Genomic DNA, 16,819 nt, shown 5'->3' with positions numbered 1-16,819 from the left:
AATGAAGCATCTGTCGATTATATTAATAAGCTTCATCGCTTTTCTTGTTTGGCAAACAGCAGTATTCGCAAACGAATTAAATATGCTGCCAGAAGAAGTTCGTGAAACTACAAGAAGCCCTTTATTCACTGAAGAAGTGACATTAGAAGGTGAATCAAGCGAAATTGAATTTGTTTACGAATTATTGGAAACACAACAAGAGCAGGGGCAAAAAATACAGTTATTTTTTAATCATTCTCGCCTACTGATTGCGCCTTCCTCATTAACAGTTGAGGTTGATGGCATACCAGTCCAAACGATTGGTCTAGACCAAATGCAATCGCAAATGACTATCCCGTTAGTGGGGAATGCACTGGAAAAAGGTGAACATAGAATTACTATTAAATATGTAGGTATTTTAAAAGAAGGAATCTGTCTTAATCAAAATACAAGTGGGAATTGGATAACATTACAAATTTCCTCGTTTATAGATATTCGCGCAAAGTTAGACGCTGAACTTCAAAATCTCAATCAATATCCAGCTTATTTTATCGGAACGGATACGCGAAACACACAAATTGTTGTATCTGATGAGCCTACGTTGAAAACACTTAATGCCGCTTTACAGCTGACAAATTACCTTTCAAATAGTTCAACTCCGAACAAAGTTAAACTTTTAAAGGAATCACAGGTAAAGGCAATTACAGATGCGACGGTTTTCATTGGATTGAAGGATGAGTTTAAAAACCCAACCTTCAATGAGCTAGTAACCAAAAGCTATGCTGAAGATGGTCTTAGTTTATCGGTACAGACATTGGCACTGCAACAATCTGCCGTGAAAAATGTACTTGTCATAACAGGTAAAGATGATGAGGAATTCAATAAAATAGAGGTATTAACCGAGGATTCATTCGTTAAACAGCTGCATGGAGAACAAATTAAGATTGTAAATCAGCCTATCCTACAGCAACCTGTTCAGGAAAATAAGATAGCATTTAAAAAAATGGGGATCCCAAATACGACGTTAGGTTTTGGCAATACAACTTCAAAAATGTATTTTTACTACATGCCTTATTATCCATTTAATGATATGAAGGCAAGTATTCAACTACATTTAAAAGTGTCAGAGTCTATTTTAACCAATAAATCCAACAATGAGCATGAATTAGTTTTGTTCATAAATGATGTTCCACACAGTATTAATTTAAATGAAGTGAAGTCAGATGAAAATGGCGATATTTTTGTAGAAGTACCGATGAGTAGTGCTGTTTTTACACATTCTACCTTGATGCGTATTCAACTGATGGCAAATGGGTTGCATGAAAGTAAAGAATGTATACAGTCAGATCAAGCCAAGTGGGTATATATTGCCGATGTAAGCTCGTTAAACTTTAATGTTAAGGAACAGGAAGTATCACAATATACATTCCGCTTCTTCCCATTCCCTAAAATTGATGAGCCAATCACGATTGTAGTACCCGATCAATTTCGCTGGTCAGATTTATTAGCTGTTTATGAGGCACTTACGATTAATAATAAGTTACCTGAAATTACGCTAATCCGAACAGAGGATATTAAAAAAGACATTTTAGAAAAAAGTCATGTTATTTTTATAGGCGGTAAAAAACAGCATAAACTGTTACAGGATGAAGTATTGACAGTTCATTACAATAATAATATTCCTGATTTAACGGAGCATGGTTTTTTCAATGTATCAGAATTTGCCTTTATTCAAAACAACCCTTGGAATAAGGATTTTGCATTAGTAGTGTTTGATGTCGTTAGTAGCACAGACCAATATGTGCCAAAGGATTTTGCAGCTAGTTTGAAAATGTTGGGTGATAATGCCAATATTGCAGTGAACGGAAGTGGTGGCAGAGTTCATACAAATGAAGCGCAAGTTACCGATAAAAACCTGACAGAAAAACTAACAACTAACATGATTGACAGCAATAGTTTCTATCTGTTTTTCCTGTTCCTGTTTGCAGTAATTGCGTTGATTGTTTATGTATGGCGGAAACGTAAAAGAAATAAAAACATATAAGATAACTCACACGCTTTTCGTTAATTTGTCTGCACAAATTATACGAAGAGCGTTTCCTATTTCAAGTTTATAAAATAGAATGAATGTTGATAAAAAAAGGGGAATTGAACATATGTACGATTTTTTCTTGTATTTCTTTTATGCAAATGTTAGTGTAAATATACATATATTCTTAACTATTTTAATGAGGTGACTTTTGTGAACAAAGGACAGCGCCATATTCGTATACGCGATATTATTACAAATAATGAAATTGAAACACAGGATGATTTAGTCGATCATTTAAAAAACGCGGGCTACAATGTTACACAAGCTACCGTATCCCGTGATATTAAAGAATTGCATCTAGTTAAAGTTCCCCTGCAGGACGGGCGTTATAAATATAGTTTACCAGCCGATCAGAGATTCAATCCGATTCAAAAATTGCATCGATCATTGTCAGATGCATTCGTATCGATTGATGGAGCTTCACATTTTTTAGTAATGAAGACATTGCCGGGAAATGCCAATGCAATCGGATCTTTATTGGATCACTTAGATTGGACGGAAATTTTAGGAACAATCTGTGGTGATGATACAATCTTAATTATGTGCCGCACAGAAAATGATCGTGAAGAAATAAAAAACCGATTATTAGACATGCTGTAAACCGAGGTGGAGTGGTTTGTTAAGAGAATTAAGTATTCGAAATTTTGCTATTATAGATGATTTAACGGTAAGTTTTTCTGGAGGTTTAACTGTATTAACAGGTGAAACTGGTGCCGGGAAATCAATTATTATTGATGCAGTTAATATATTAGCCGGTGGTCGAGGATCAACCGAATTTATTCGCCATGGTGAAAAAAAAGCAGAGTTGGGTGGACTATTCCAAGTGAATAATAGTCAACATCCGATATTTATGAAACTCGAGGAACATGGGGTAGAGGCAGAAGAAGGGACCATCATACTGCGTCGTGATTTACATGATTCGGGAAAAAGTATTTGCAGAGTTAATGGCAAACTTGTTCCATTATCTGTTTTACGTGATATTGGTGGTAGTTTAATCGATATTCATGGACAGCATGAAAATCAAGAGCTGATGGATGAGAAATTCCATATACATTTATTGGACCATTTTGCACATCATGAACTTCATTCTGTAAAAGCACAATACAGTGAAGCGTATGAAGCGTACCGTCAGTTAAAAAAAGAAGTTGCGGAGCTAAGTATGGACGAGCAGCGGATGGCACAGCGTATCGACTTATATCAATTTCAAATTCAGGAGCTGGAGCAGGCTGCATTAAAAGAGGATGAAGAGGATGAGCTGAACGAAGAACGACTTCGTTTAATGAATTTCCATAAAATCTTTGAACGGGCAAACATGGCATATGAAGCAATTTCCGGTGATGCGAATGGTCTTGATTTTATCGGTAATGCTATGAATGCACTTGAAGATATTGTAGATCTTGATTCGAACTTTAAGGAGCCTTCCGAAGCTGTTACAACAAGCTTTTATGCACTTCAGGATGCCGCGTACCAAATTAAAAATGTGCTCGATGATTTGGAATATGATGCCGAGCGTTTAAATGAAGTCGAACAGCGTCTTGCATTATATCAAAATATGAAACGTAAATATGGTACGACTGTAGAAGAAATTTTAAACTACTACGAAAAAATTGAAGAAGAGCTTAGCCAGCTTATGAACCGCGACGAAACATTGCAGCGAAACGAGCAATTATTAGCGAGCATGGAAGAAAACTTAAATAAAATGGCAAAAGAATTAACTGCAATTCGAAAAGAAAATGCCGTAAAGCTAAGTGAAGCAATAATGAATGAATTACGCATGCTGCATATGGAAAAAGCGCAGTTTATCGTTCAGTTTAATCAATTGGCACAATTCGATGCGAATGGTAGAGATTTCGTTGCATTCTATATTTCGACAAATGTCGGAGAACCTCCAAAGTCGTTGCCTAAAGTGGCATCAGGTGGAGAGCTTTCACGAATGATGCTTGCTTTAAAAACAATTTTTTCAACATCCAATGGCATTACCTCCATCATTTTTGATGAGGTGGATACCGGTGTAAGTGGTCGAGTCGCTCAAGCCATAGCAGAGAAGATTGCTGCGATTTCAGTGAATTCCCAAGTATTGTGTATTTCGCATTTACCACAAGTAGCAGCAATGGCTGATCATCATTATTATATAAAGAAGCAAGTTGAGTATGATCGTACTTTTACAACACTTTCTGAAATGGAAGAAAAAGAACGCATTGAAGAAATTAGCCGCATGATGAGTGGCTCTGAAATTACAGAGCTTACATTACAACATGCTTCAGAACTAATACAAATGGCAAATGAACGTAAAGAATCCATGAAATAATAAATTATAGAGCCGTCTAAAAATAAAAAAATTTTTTAGGCGGCTTTTGCTGTTTTGTTTATTAGAGGAATCGCTTCGTTAAGCTAAATGTAATTGAATACATTCTAATTTTTCCTCATATCAACAAAATTTTTCCGTTCATAACTCCTTCGTTTCTTCACATAGTAAGCGCATAGAGGAGGTGAATGATGATAAAAAAATGGTCGTTACTCGTTGCAATGCTTTTAATATTGTCGCCAATGCAGGTTTTTGGGAAATCTTTAATTCCGATGGGGCATTCAATCGGAGTACAATTGCAAATGCCATATGTTATAGTTGCTCAGGACGTTTTATTAGAAAGTAGTGAATGGCTGAAAAAGGGAGAGCGGGTTTTAAAATTAAATGGTGAAACAATTAGCCAGCTAGAAGATTTATCCGGTCAAGATGAATCGTTTACCCTAACATTGGAAAATGGAAAGCAACAGCGAGAAATAAGTGTATCTGCCCATGAACTGGTACATTTAAAGCCATTTTTAAGAAGCGAAACGGATGGTGTAGGAACACTCACGTATATCGATCCCGAAACGATGGAATACGGAGCACTTGGCCATCAAATTGTAGACTCCACGATGAAACTTCCTCCAAAATTCAGTGAAGGTGCTATTTATGAAGCATCCATTTCACAGGTGAAAAAGAGTACTCCGGGTCAACCAGGTTACAAAATTTCAATTGTAGATAAATCTCAAACGCCACTCGGAACTGTTAACAGTAATGATGTATACGGTATTTTTGGAAATTGGGAACAATCATTACATGACAGTTTGCATCCACCGCTTGAAATTATACATGCCGATCAATTAAAAAAAGGTAAAGCACAAATCTTAACAGCAATCGACGGTGAAGAGGTCAATTTATTTGATATAAAAATTGACAAACAAACGGATAATACTTTTACGTTCCATGTTGTCGATGAACGTCTAATCGATAAAACAGGCGGTATTGTTCAAGGGATGAGTGGCAGTCCGATTATTCAAGACAATCAATTTGTAGGAGCTGTAACGCACATGTTTATTGAAGAACCTACAAAGGGTGCCGGAATTCTTGTCATAGAAATGTTAAAAAAGAGTCCATAATAAAAAAAAATGACTACACTTTTAATAAAGTGTAGTCATTTTTTCCTTTTTTCATTACAATAGTACTTAGAGATAATTCGACAAAAACAGAACCATATATTTCCTTGTCGATAAAGGTAGAAAACATAATACTTGTTACTCATTTTTGTGTGTGAAGAAGGATTTAAAGAATTTCTGTCGAAACTTCCCTACAGGACAATGCAAAAGGGATTGGTATCAACTGTCGATCATTTTTGTTATATTCTTATGACAAATAATTAGGGGCATTTGTTAATAAACTCGGCAAAGTTTGTTTTTGTATGGGAGAAATTGGACAAAATAAAAGGGGGATTTTGATTGACAAAGGTAAAAATTGCGATTGCTGATGATAATCGCGAATTAATAAAAATGATGGAGATTTATTTCGCGAACCATCCGCAAATTGAAATTGTGGCAACTGCTTCAAATGGAAAATTGTGCATTAAAATGTTGGAAGAGCATAAAATCGACGTACTGCTGCTGGATATCATTATGCCACATTTAGATGGACTAGCTGTATTGGAAGAAATGTACAATGATGAACGTCATCTAAATACTCAGGTTATTATGCTTACTGCTTTTGGACAAGAGGATGTTATGAAGCAGGCTGTGAATTTTGGCGCATCTTACTTTATGCTGAAACCATTCGAATTTGAACAGCTTGTGCACAAAATTCTACATTGCGCTGGCAAAAAGTTTGAACAGGAAAAACGTACACCAATTTTAGCAACAAACACACCTACAAAAATAGATACGCGTTTATTAGATACAACAATTACAGGTATAATTAAAGAAATCGGTGTACCTGCCCATATAAAAGGATATGCTTATTTACGTGAAGCAATTCAAATGGTGTACAATGATATCGAATTATTAAGTTCCGTAACGAAAATTCTGTATCCGGAAATCGCCAAGAAATTCAGCACAACGCCTTCTCGTGTAGAACGGGCTATCCGTCATGCAATTGAAGTAGCATGGAACAGAGGCAGCTATGAGAACATTTCAGAGCTATTTGGCTATACGGTACACCATATGAAGTCAAAGCCGACCAATTCGGAGTTCATTGCTATGATCGCAGACAAGATTCGTATTGAAATGGTAGCTTCGTAATATAATAGATTTTAACACGTTCATTTTCAGCTTAAATGCTAATATGGAGGTGTTTTTTTTATCGATTAAGTTTAAGACAGGAAAAGTCGGGGAATATTTAAAGCAAGTAAGGCCTAGAAGTCTCCCTTACCTCCTTTCAAAGAATAATACCATGCTCGGTATTACTCACTTTTGTGTCCAGAAATTGTACTGGACACTTTTTTTATTTCATCGTGTTTCAATCTGTTATGTGAATTTAACATTAATTTTACATTTCTCACATTAATCTTAGGTAAAATGATAGAAAATGATTATAGGAGAGATGATAGATGAAGCGATTGAAAATGCCCATATTTGTACTTATTATAATCATATTCATTCTTCTTTTAACATTTCCTTTTAATTTTAGGACAGCTTCCGCACCAGCGGATTTTACAACGGATGTTAAAAGAAATTATATAGAAGGATTACAGACTCAACGGGAAGAATGTTATAGTGATATATTATTACTAGGGACATTAAACAATTCAGAACTAAAATTGGCTAATGAGAAAATGCAGGAGTACTTAAATGAACTAAATAGTTTGAAAAATGTCATAATTTTGAAGGGGGTTAAAAATAAAGTCCTTAACGAGTCTATTGAACTAGACATTATGCTTATTAACAATACTATCAAGGCAATAGAGACTAATGATGAACGTTATTTAGATGGAGTATCAGAAATATATCATAGTTTATTACAATACCATCATACTTTATATTAATAGTAGATAGGTAATAATACCTTTTGATTATAATGCTTTATAATTAACTTTTTAACTAGGCTAAAAAACCATTTTTTGTGAAAATTTTTAACTAAACAAATATCAAATCTTTGTATATACTGAATGTATCGGAGGTTGATATTCGTGGTTATTTTTGAAAATAGTTTTTTTGAGATTACAGTAAATAATGAAATAGTATATATAAAAACAATTCAACCAGGTTTTTTATTAAAAGACTTTGATATGATTGTACGTTTAAATCCTCGCATCAAATTAACCAATTTCGCAGTATTGAAAAAAGTATTAATGGAGATTACATCTACCCCCGTAGAAATAGGTACTTGGCTCCCAGCAATTACGATTGAAGTATCACGAGATAAAATGTCTGCTTCTCTTTTCGTGTATGAAACGGTAGAGTCCATTCGAGTAAATCCACAATTATTTTTGGATGATGTAAAAAATATATTATCTCAAAATAATATTAGGTATGGTGTTATCGATATTCAAATCGAATCAATCGTAAGTGGCAAGGCTATAATGATCGCCCAAGGAACACCTCCTATTAAAGGAGATGATGCAAAAATCACCTATTTACAGCTGCCTAATCGAAAACCCGTTATTCGAGAAGATGGTACAGCGGATTATTACGATATGAATTTTATATTTGAAATTGAACAAGGGACATGGTTAGGCGAAAAGATTCATGCCAAACCCGGTACTCCTGGAATAAATGTGTACGGAGAGTCAATTCCTGCACAATGGGGGCGCGATCTGCCACTAAAATATGATCGTAAATCAGCATATGAAAAGGAAGAAGACGGAAAAACAGTTCTTCTTTCAAAAATTAGCGGTGTGTTTGAAAACCATAAAGGAATGATAAGTGTTAATCATCATTTACCGATTAATGGTGATGTTAGCGTTGAGACTGGCAATATTGATTTTAATGGATCAATTTCTATACGAGGTACGGTTCAGCCAGGATACTCCGTCATTGCAAAAGGGGATATTTCGATTGAAGGTCCAGAAGGTGTATCTGGTGCGAAACTCATTAAATCGACAGATGGAGATGTTTTTATACGAGGTGGCATTTTTGGATTAGGTCAAACCCGTGTTGAAGCAGGTGGCAGTATATTCGTAAAACATGTAAATGAAGCCCATCTGGTAGCAGGGAAAGATGTTAATATTGGGTTTTATGCTTTAGGATCTATCATTACAGCACAGTCGATTTTTGTGGATGAACGAAAAGGTAAAATTATAGGTGGTACAGCTATTGCCAAAAATAAAATCGTTACAGCCATTACTGGAAACCGACTGGAACGGAGAACAGAACTAATTATAAATGGCGTAAATAAAGCAGAGGGGCTTGAGCTCATTCAATCGAAGGCCGCATTGCTGAAGACGATGCAGGAGGATATCTTGCAGTTGGAAAACCAAATAAATCGTCTAATGCCGGTCGTCCAGAAATTGACGAAGCCACAACTTGCAGTGTTTGAGCAAACAAAGCAGAAGCTTGAATATAATAAATCGACGGCAATGGAGCTGGATCGGGAAATTAAGCAGTTAATGAATGATTTACGTAAAGTCGGAAAGGAAGAAATCGAAGTGAAAAAAGAAGCTTACCCCGGAACGTATATTCAAATTGGTAAAAAGTCTTCGTTTTTATCGACGATGACCAATGGAAGATTTTTAATTGAAAACGGAGAGCTGAATGTATAATGAATGATATACCTGTTTTTGCTCATCGTGGTGCATCGAGTTTTTATTTGGAAAATACTTTCTCTGCATTTAAAAAGGCAAAAGATCTGGGTGCAGATGGAATTGAACTTGATTTACAAATTTCAAAAGACGGCATTTTAGTTGTGTTCCATGATCTCGATTTGAAAAGGCTGGCAGGAAAGAATAGACTTGTTTCACAGTGTGATTACAAGGAGCTCGTAAAATACAATTTAGGTCCCCGCTTTAAACGGTTCTTTCTTCAAGAGAGGATGATGTCCTTTGAGGATGTGCTGAAGTGGGCAAATAAAGAAAATATATCACTCAACATAGAATTAAAAGAATCACTTATTTCCAAAGAGAATGTACTAAAATCATTCCTACATAATATACAATTGCCGGCAAACAGTCATTTTTCGTCATTTCATGAATCATTATTAAAATCAGTGAAAGAAGTCCTGCCGAAAGCTGAAACGGCCATCATTATAACGAAAAAGTTCGATTGGAATTCATTAGGGAAATGCGATTATATTGATGCTATTCATGCACATAGGAAATACTATAAAATGCAGTACTTGGAATTGTGTACAGCATCAAATATGGGTATACGATTTTACGGAATTAGGGGGAACGAACCATTTTTAAAAACTCCCCATCAAGCGGTGATTGGCTGGATAACCGATTTTCCACATAAAGTACTAGAAGCTCAACAACGTAAAAAAGGTGTCTAGAATATTTTCTAGGCACCTTTTTCGTATACTCAATTATTTTTGCCAGCGCTCCGATACTTTACCGCGCTTGCGATCCCGATGTAGTAAAAACCCTGCAAAAAACAAAAACGCTACAGCAAAAAAGATGGCGCCTACAATGAATTGTAACCAAATCCATGGAAATGGTGAAATTAATATACCAAAAAGAGTATCGCGCATAAATTTAATACCAGCAGCCATTAAAATTGCTGGAATAACTAAAACGATAAATGCAGCCATACGTGCCATTAAAAGACCTCCTACCGACTGATTGCACAGCCCACCGTATAATCAGGCTAATGTCATTATTATTGAAGTTTCACTTAATTTTACAATGACACAAAAGAATGTCAATAACATCAATCCAAATTAACGAATTCAATTAAAAGATATGTCGAATTTACATCAACATGTTATGTTAGCATAATAAAAGTCTCATAGAAAATATTGTTTTTTTAGTGCTCATTAACGCTCAAAATTGTCCGAATTTTCTAATTTAATTAAATTTGGAGATTTCTAGTTGCATCATTTTTAAATTATAAGTATTGTAAAAATAACGATAATAAAATTATACAAATTTAAGTATTTATTATCTTAATTAACAAAAAACAATAATATACGAGAAAGTAAGCGCTTTCTTAAATGGAGGAGTAGAGTATTATGGAGATTTTCAAGTACATGCAGAAGTATGATTTTGAGCAAGTTGTCTTTTGCCAAGATGAAGCATCGGGGTTAAAAGCGGTAATTGCAATTCATGATACAACATTAGGTCCAGCTCTAGGAGGTTCACGGATGTGGACTTATGCCTCAGAGGAAGCGGCAATTGAAGATGCACTTCGTCTAGCCCGTGGAATGACATATAAAAATGCCGCGGCAGGTTTAAATTTAGGCGGTGGTAAAACCGTAATTATCGGGGACCCATTCACAGATAAAAATGAAGAAATGTTCCGTGCTTTAGGGCGGTTTATCCAAGGGTTAAACGGCCGTTACATTACAGCAGAAGATGTAGGTACGACAGTGGCCGATATGGATTTAATTCACGAAGAGACAAATTATGTAACAGGTATTTCGCCAGCATTCGGTAGCTCAGGCAATCCGTCGCCAATTACAGCATATGGTGTATTTTTAGGGATGAAAGCAGCAGCGAAGGAAGCGTTTGGCGATGATTCACTGTCGGGTCGTACAGTAGCAGTACAAGGGCTTGGAAATGTTGCATATACTTTATGTGAATATTTACATAAAGAAGGCGCGAAATTGATCGTAACTGATATTAATCAGCAGGCGATTGACCGTGTCGTATCAAATTTTGATGCTGTCGCAGTTGCACCGGATGCAATTTACGAGCAGGAAGTCGATATTTTCTCACCATGTGCACTTGGCGCTATTGTAAATGATGTAACGATTCCACAATTAAAAGCAAAAGTGATTGCAGGATCGGCGAATAATCAGCTGGCAGAATCTAGACACGGTAAAGTATTGCATGAAATGGGTATTGTCTATGCACCGGACTATGTAATTAATGCCGGTGGTGTAATTAACGTAGCTGACGAATTATACGGCTATAACCGTGAGCGTGCGATGAAGCGGGTTGAAACGATTTACACAAGTTTAGAGAAAATTTTTGCGATCTCGAAAAAGGAAGATATTCCAACATACTTAGCAGCGAATCGTTTGGCTGAAGAGCGTATTGCCCGTGTAGCAAAATCTCGCAGTCAGTTCCTGCAAAATGAAAAAAACATATTAAATGGACGTTAATAGATTTCTTTTAGCTTCTCACTGAAAGAAAAAGCCTTTGTTAAATGTGACGGATGTGGTTTTGCAACAAAATGCCACATCCGGATGATGCAGAGGTATATTGGATTTTAAATGCAAAAAGGGGTGTTGGAAATGGCGAAAGATTATGATGTTGTGATTTTAGGCGGTGGCACAGGCGGTTATGTTGCTGCAATACGTGCTTCACAGCTTGGCTTGAAAACGGCAATCGTTGAAAAAAATAAGCTTGGAGGCACATGCCTACATGCGGGCTGTATTCCTACGAAAGCATTGCTCCGCAGTGCAGAAGTATATGTACAATCAAAAAAAGCGCTTGATTTTGGAGTGGAAGTTAATGATGTAAAGGTTAACTTCGAACAAGTTCAAAAGCGAAAGTCAAACGTCGTAGAGCAACTTTATAAAGGTGTCCAACACTTAATGAAAAAAGGAAAAATTGATGTATATGACGGTTTCGGACGTATTATGGGTCCTTCTATATTCTCACCGATGCCAGGAACCATTTCAGTAGAAATGAATGACGGTACAGAAAATGAAATGCTTGTCCCAAAAAACGTAATTGTCGCGACAGGCTCCCGTCCTAGACATCTGGATGGGTTAAAAGTCGATGGGGAAAAAGTTTTCACATCGGATGAATTTTTAACAATTGAAAAGCTGCCTAAGTCCGTTATTATCATCGGTGGTGGTGTGATCGGCGTTGAGTGGGCTTCGATGCTTGTTGATTTTGATGTCGATGTCACGATTTTGGAACTAGGTGACCGTTTATTACCGACAGAGGATGAGGCGATTTCTGCTGAGATGCTGAAATCATTGAAAAAGCGTGGTGTAAACGTCCATTTGAATGTGAAGCTTGATCCTTCGGCAATTAATGTACAGGATAATGTATCACTACAGCTCAATGATAAGGAAATTTCGGCAGAGGCACTTCTATTGTCAGTCGGAAGAATAGCGAATACAAAAAATATTGGACTTGAAAACACGGAAATAGAAGTCGAAAATGGCTTTATTTCAGTAAATGATAATTTCCAAACGAAAGAAAGTCATATATATGCTATTGGAGACGTTATTGGTGGAATGCAGTTGGCACACGTCGCATCACATGAAGGCATTTTGGCGGTGGAACATATTGCTAGCGGAAATTCGAATCCACTTCACTACGCCAACATTGCAAGAGGTGTTTACAGTAATCCGGAAGTAGCAAGCGTTGGTCTTACAGAACAACAAGCAAAAGATAACGGCTATAGTGTCGTATCGACTACTTTCCCGTTCAAGGCAATAGGTAAAGCAATTGTTTATGGGGAAACAGAAGGATTTGTAAAGGTCATTGCGGATGAAAAAACAAATGATTTAGTAGGTGTACACTTAATCGGTCCTCATGCGACAGATTTAATATCTGAAGCAGCACTGGGGCTATTTTTAAATGCTTCTCCTTGGGAACTTGGACAAATGGTGCACTTGCATCCTTCGTTGAGTGAAATTATCGGAGAAGCAGCACTTGCAATTGAAGGAAAAGCAATCCATTTTTAACTTCTAATAACTTTTAGCGTTATGATTCAATTATGCAAAGAAATAATTGATAAATGATAGGGGGTATTTTATGACTGAAACAAATATTACACACGAAGAGTTAGGATTAACGGATGCAGATGCAATTGAAATGTATGAAACGATGCTAATGGCACGGCGTATAGATGAGCGTATGTGGCTATTAAATCGTGCAGGCAAAATCCCATTTGTAATTTCATGTCAAGGGCAGGAGGCAGCTCAAGTAGGGGCTGCATTTGCACTGGACCATACTAAGGATTATATTGCTCCGTACTATCGTGATATGGGGGTTGTCCTTCACTTCGGTATGACAGCAAAGGATTTAATGCTATCTGCCTTTGCAAAAGCTGAAGATCCAAATTCAGGCGGTCGTCAAATGCCGGGACACTTCGGACAAAAGAAAAACCGCATTCTTACGGGCTCATCGCCTGTAACGACACAGTTACCACATGCAGTTGGTGTGGCACTTGCAGGAAAAATGCAGCAAAAGGACTTTATTACATTCGTGACATTAGGTGAAGGTTCGTCAAACCAAGGGGATTTCCATGAAGGAGCCAACTTTGCAGGCGTTCATAAATTACCGGTCATTATCATGGTTGAAAACAATCAATATGCAATCTCTGTTCCAGTAGAACGTCAGTTGGGCTGTGCACAAGTATCTGATCGTGCAATTGGCTATGGCATGCCTGGAGTAACAGTAGACGGCAAAAATCCTTTGGAAGTGTACAAAGTTATTAAAGAAGCAGCAGATCGTGCACGCAGCGGTGGGGGCCCTTCTTTAATTGAAACGGTTACTTTCCGTTTAACAGCACACTCTTCAGATGATGATGATCGTCAATACCGTACAGCCGAGGATATTGCAGAAGGAAAGGCAAAAGACCCGATTCTTCTTTTTGAAGCATACTTAAAAGACCGCGGAATTGCGGATGATAAGTTATTTGAACAAATAAATGATCGCGTAATGCTAACGGTTAACGAGGCGACAGACTATGCAGAAAATGCAGCTTACGCCTCACCGGAACATGCGATGCGTTTCGTGTATGCGGAAGGAGAGGATGCGTAATGCCGGTAATTTCTTATATTGATGCAATTAATTTAGCAATGAAAGAAGAAATGGAACGTGATGAGCGTGTCTTCGTATTAGGAGAAGACGTTGGTTTAAAAGGCGGGGTATTTAAAGCGACAACCGGTTTATATGACCAGTTTGGTGAAGCGCGTGTGCTTGATACACCTTTAGCTGAAAGTGCCATAGCAGGTGTTGCGATTGGAGCAGCGATGTATGGGATGCGTCCAATTGCTGAAATGCAGTTTGCAGACTTTATTATGCCAGCAGTGAATCAAATTGTTTCAGAAGCAGCAAAAATCCGCTACCGATCTAACAATGACTGGAGCTGTCCGTTAGTTGTCCGTGCTCCATTTGGCGGTGGGATTCACGGTGCACTATATCATTCACAATCGGTAGAAGCAATGTTTGCCGGGACACCAGGATTAAAAATCGTTATTCCTTCAACGCCATATGATGCAAAAGGATTATTAAAAGCGGCTATTCGCGATCCGGACCCAGTATTATTTTTTGAACATAAGCGTGCTTACCGACTGATTAAAGGGGAAGTACCTGCAGATGATTATACATTGCCGATTGGCAAAGCGGATGTAAAGCGTGAAGGTGATGATGTCACAGTGATTACGTACGGATTAGCTGTTCATTTTGCCTTACAAGCTGCAGAGCGTTTAGCCAAAGATGGTATTGAAACACATATTCTGGATTTGCGTACAGTGTATCCTCTTGATCAAGAAGCGATTATTGAAGCCGCAAAGAAAACAGGGAAGATCCTGCTTGTAACAGAGGATAATAAAGAAGGTAGCATTATGAGTGAAGTAGCAGCGATTATTGCAGAGCACTGTCTATTTGATTTAGATGCTCCAATCAAACGATTGGCAGGACCTGATGTTCCCGCGATGCCATATGCACCAACAATGGAAAAGTTTTTCATGATTAATCCTGACAAAGTGGAAAAAGCCATTCGCGAACTCGCTGAATTTTAGTTAATAGATTAAGAATTATATAGAATTTCGCAATAAGTAAGCCACAACTTTGTAAAGGAAAGAGTTGATTGGAATGGAGGGGAGGCGACTCCTAGGGGAATAGCACCAGGGAGAGACTACAAGCTTGATCCGTCCTCCTGGAAAGCGTCCGATCCGGAATGGAAATCAACTCTAACATTATGCGGAAGAATTATTTTATATGTGGAAATTTGTACTATTTCACCAAAGTGTTATTAGTTAAAGGGGGATTGTTAAATGACCATTCAAAATATTGTCATGCCACAACTTGGCGAAAGTGTAACAGAAGGTAAAATCGAACGTTGGCTTGTCCAGGTGGGCGATAAAGTAAATAAATATGATCCGTTGGCAGAAGTGACTACAGATAAAGTAAATGCAGAAATCCCTTCTTCTTTTGCAGGTGTTATTAAGGAACTCATCGCTTCTGAAGGGGAAACTCTGCCAGTAGGAGCAGTTGTATGTACGGTTGAAATAGAAGGGTCTGAACTGCCAGCTGCACCTGTAGAAAAAAGCTCAAATGTCAGCTCAGCGATTTTAAATGCAGGAGTACAGCGAAAAGAAGAAGAGCCTGTTGCAAAAAAAGAGGAGAAGCCAGCTCGTACAGAACGAAAACCGGGCAGATTTTCTCCAGCAGTTTTAGCATTGGCAAACGAACATGATGTAGACTTGTCCCAAATCGAAGGTACAGGAACGGGCAACCGTATTACGAGAAAAGATGTCGAAGCATACGTGGCAGCTGGAAAGCCTACTAATCAAGCAATCTCAAATGATGAACAACCAGTAGCATTTGTTGAGCCACAGGATGAAATGACACCTCAACCACAGCCTTCGTCACCTTCTCCAGCTGCACCACGTCCAAACGAACAAGTGACGGCTGCAGGAGATATTGAAATTCCGGTAACACAAGTACGTAAAGCGATTGCGAAAAACATGCTACGCAGTACACATGAAATTCCTCATGCATGGATGATGATGGAAGTGGATGTAACCGAGCTTGTTGAATACCGTGATAGCATTAAAGAGGAATTTAAGAAAAAAGAAGGCTTTAACCTGACTTATTTTGCATTCTTCCTAAAAGCTGTTTCACAGGCATTAAAAGAATATCCAATCATCAACTCTGTATGGGCTGAAGATAAAATTATTCAAAAGAAAGATATTAATTTATCAATCGCAGTTGCTACTGATGATGCATTGTTTGTGCCGGTTATTAAAAATGTCGATGAAAAATCGATTAAAGGCATTGCGAGAGAAATTCACGAATATGCACATCTTGTACGCAATGGGAAGCTGAAACTCGAGCATATGCAAGGTGGTACATTTACGGTCAACAATACGGGTTCATTTGGTTCTGTTCAGTCAATGGGCATTATCAACCATCCACAAGCAGCCATATTGCAGGTGGAAAGTATTGTAAAGAAGCCTGTAATAGTACAGGGTAATATGATTGCACCGAGGTCCATAGTAAATTTATGTTTATCATTAGATCATAGAATTTTGGATGGTATGATTTGTGGTAAATTCCTATCTCGTGTGAAGGAAATTCTCGAAAACGTAGATAAAAAGAAGATGTCAGTCTACTAAAAGTGCCGCGAAAGCCTGTAAAATAAGGCTTTCGC

At 37.5% G+C, this 16,819-nt stretch carries 14 protein-coding genes; 13 read left to right on the top strand and 1 reads right to left on the bottom strand.

All coding sequences use genetic code 11. The features are described from left to right. Window position 1: 1 nt before the first annotated feature. The 8 genes from MHH95_RS15505 to MHH95_RS15470 all read left to right on the top strand — a co-directional run bounded on the left by MHH95_RS15505 (window position 2) and on the right by MHH95_RS15470 (window position 9,806). On the top strand, window positions 2-2,023 hold the full coding sequence (locus MHH95_RS15505; protein ID WP_340728328.1) for a cellulose biosynthesis cyclic di-GMP-binding regulatory protein BcsB: 2,022 nt from the start codon (window positions 2-4) through the stop codon (window positions 2,021-2,023). A 198-nt stretch (window positions 2,024-2,221) separates the two neighbouring features. Further along, entirely contained in the window at window positions 2,222-2,671 is a 450-nt protein-coding gene (ahrC, locus tag MHH95_RS15500; RefSeq protein ID WP_191699975.1) for a transcriptional regulator AhrC/ArgR, read from the top strand. A 16-nt stretch (window positions 2,672-2,687) separates the two neighbouring features. After that, window positions 2,688-4,379 (top strand): DNA repair protein RecN, encoded by a 1,692-nt coding sequence (recN, locus tag MHH95_RS15495; RefSeq protein WP_340728327.1) that lies wholly within the window; start codon window positions 2,688-2,690, stop codon window positions 4,377-4,379. Window positions 4,380-4,567: 188 nt separating this feature from the next. Continuing rightward, entirely contained in the window at window positions 4,568-5,491 is a 924-nt protein-coding gene (locus tag MHH95_RS15490) for a SpoIVB peptidase S55 domain-containing protein (RefSeq protein WP_340728326.1), read from the top strand. 336 nt (window positions 5,492-5,827) lie between these two features. Then, on the top strand, window positions 5,828-6,619 hold the full coding sequence (gene spo0A / locus MHH95_RS15485; protein WP_191699969.1) for a sporulation transcription factor Spo0A: 792 nt from the start codon (window positions 5,828-5,830) through the stop codon (window positions 6,617-6,619). 308 nt (window positions 6,620-6,927) lie between these two features. Next, window positions 6,928-7,362, top strand: a complete 435-nt coding sequence (locus tag MHH95_RS15480; protein WP_340728324.1) for a hypothetical protein — start codon at window positions 6,928-6,930, stop codon at window positions 7,360-7,362. A gap of 144 nt (window positions 7,363-7,506) precedes the next feature. Beyond that, complete coding sequence (locus MHH95_RS15475) at window positions 7,507-9,078, top strand: DUF342 domain-containing protein (protein WP_340728322.1); 1,572 nt, start codon at window positions 7,507-7,509, stop codon at window positions 9,076-9,078. Next, window positions 9,078-9,806 (top strand): glycerophosphodiester phosphodiesterase, encoded by a 729-nt coding sequence (locus tag MHH95_RS15470; RefSeq protein ID WP_340728321.1) that lies wholly within the window; start codon window positions 9,078-9,080, stop codon window positions 9,804-9,806. Before MHH95_RS15475 ends, MHH95_RS15470 begins: the two co-directional genes overlap by 1 nt. A 33-nt stretch (window positions 9,807-9,839) precedes the next feature. Here MHH95_RS15470 and MHH95_RS15465 read toward each other — a convergent pair whose 3' ends face one another. Continuing rightward, window positions 9,840-10,073, bottom strand: a complete 234-nt coding sequence (locus MHH95_RS15465) for a DUF2627 domain-containing protein (RefSeq protein WP_191699963.1) — start codon at window positions 10,071-10,073, stop codon at window positions 9,840-9,842. 411 nt (window positions 10,074-10,484) lie between these two features. Here MHH95_RS15465 and MHH95_RS15460 point away from each other — a divergent pair, with 411 nt between their 5' ends. From MHH95_RS15460 to MHH95_RS15440, 5 genes are all read left to right on the top strand, one after another. Next, window positions 10,485-11,579: a Leu/Phe/Val dehydrogenase gene (locus MHH95_RS15460; protein ID WP_340728319.1), complete on the top strand. Its 1,095-nt coding sequence runs from the start codon at window positions 10,485-10,487 to the stop codon at window positions 11,577-11,579. A gap of 132 nt (window positions 11,580-11,711) precedes the next feature. After that, complete coding sequence (gene lpdA, locus MHH95_RS15455; protein ID WP_340728317.1) at window positions 11,712-13,121, top strand: dihydrolipoyl dehydrogenase; 1,410 nt, start codon at window positions 11,712-11,714, stop codon at window positions 13,119-13,121. Window positions 13,122-13,191: 70 nt separating this feature from the next. Next, window positions 13,192-14,202, top strand: a complete 1,011-nt coding sequence (locus MHH95_RS15450; protein WP_340728316.1) for a thiamine pyrophosphate-dependent dehydrogenase E1 component subunit alpha — start codon at window positions 13,192-13,194, stop codon at window positions 14,200-14,202. After that, window positions 14,202-15,185, top strand: a complete 984-nt coding sequence (locus MHH95_RS15445; protein ID WP_340728315.1) for an alpha-ketoacid dehydrogenase subunit beta — start codon at window positions 14,202-14,204, stop codon at window positions 15,183-15,185. The genes MHH95_RS15450 and MHH95_RS15445 overlap by 1 nt, the downstream gene beginning before the upstream one ends. A 255-nt stretch (window positions 15,186-15,440) precedes the next feature. Next, entirely contained in the window at window positions 15,441-16,784 is a 1,344-nt protein-coding gene (locus tag MHH95_RS15440) for a dihydrolipoamide acetyltransferase family protein (RefSeq protein ID WP_340728314.1), read from the top strand. Window positions 16,785-16,819: the final 35 nt, after the last annotated feature.

Origin of the sequence: Solibacillus sp. FSL K6-4121, assembly GCF_038002585.1 — a bacterium.
GTDB lineage: Bacteria > Bacillota > Bacilli > Bacillales_A > Planococcaceae > Solibacillus > Solibacillus faecavium.
The sequence above is the reverse complement of the archived record's forward strand: the minus strand, read 5'-3'. Positions and strand labels throughout refer to the sequence as shown.

What these genes read in the sequence shown, in the direction of transcription:
- MHH95_RS15505 (WP_340728328.1), top strand. Translation starts at nt 2, where the DNA reads ATGAAGCATCTGTCGATTATATTAATAAGCTTCATCGCTTTTCTTGTT.
- MHH95_RS15490 (WP_340728326.1), top strand. Translation starts at nt 4,568, where the DNA reads ATGATAAAAAAATGGTCGTTACTCGTTGCAATGCTTTTAATATTGTCG.
- MHH95_RS15480 (WP_340728324.1), top strand. Translation starts at nt 6,928, where the DNA reads ATGAAGCGATTGAAAATGCCCATATTTGTACTTATTATAATCATATTC.
- MHH95_RS15470 (WP_340728321.1), top strand. Translation starts at nt 9,078, where the DNA reads ATGAATGATATACCTGTTTTTGCTCATCGTGGTGCATCGAGTTTTTAT.
- MHH95_RS15465 (WP_191699963.1), bottom strand. Translation starts at nt 10,073, where the DNA reads ATGGCACGTATGGCTGCATTTATCGTTTTAGTTATTCCAGCAATTTTA.
- MHH95_RS15460 (WP_340728319.1), top strand. Translation starts at nt 10,485, where the DNA reads ATGGAGATTTTCAAGTACATGCAGAAGTATGATTTTGAGCAAGTTGTC.
- lpdA (WP_340728317.1), top strand. Translation starts at nt 11,712, where the DNA reads ATGGCGAAAGATTATGATGTTGTGATTTTAGGCGGTGGCACAGGCGGT.
- MHH95_RS15450 (WP_340728316.1), top strand. Translation starts at nt 13,192, where the DNA reads ATGACTGAAACAAATATTACACACGAAGAGTTAGGATTAACGGATGCA.
- MHH95_RS15445 (WP_340728315.1), top strand. Translation starts at nt 14,202, where the DNA reads ATGCCGGTAATTTCTTATATTGATGCAATTAATTTAGCAATGAAAGAA.
- MHH95_RS15440 (WP_340728314.1), top strand. Translation starts at nt 15,441, where the DNA reads ATGACCATTCAAAATATTGTCATGCCACAACTTGGCGAAAGTGTAACA.